Raw genomic sequence first — 206 nt, 5'->3', positions numbered from 1 at the left:
GAAGCATGAGCGCCAGCTTGTGTGGAGGCAACGTTGGGATACCACCCTGATCGTATCTAGGTTCTAACTTGGTACCGTGATCCGGTGCGAGGACAGTGTCAGGTGGGCAGTTTGACTGGGGCGGTCGCCTCCTAAAGAGTAACGGAGGCGCCCAAAGGTTCCCTCAGAATGGTTGGAAATCATTCGCAGAGTGTAAAGGCACAAGG

Annotated in this window: 1 rRNA gene; it reads left to right on the top strand. The window is 54.9% G+C overall.

Annotated elements, in window-relative coordinates:
• A 23S ribosomal RNA gene (locus KJS58_RS25345) occupies nucleotides 1-206 on the top strand; the annotation flags it as partial.

It is taken from the genome of Paenibacillus sp. J45TS6 (assembly GCF_018403285.1).
Classification (GTDB): domain Bacteria; phylum Bacillota; class Bacilli; order Paenibacillales; family Paenibacillaceae; genus Paenibacillus.
The sequence above is the reverse complement of the archived record's forward strand: the minus strand, read 5'-3'. Positions and strand labels throughout refer to the sequence as shown.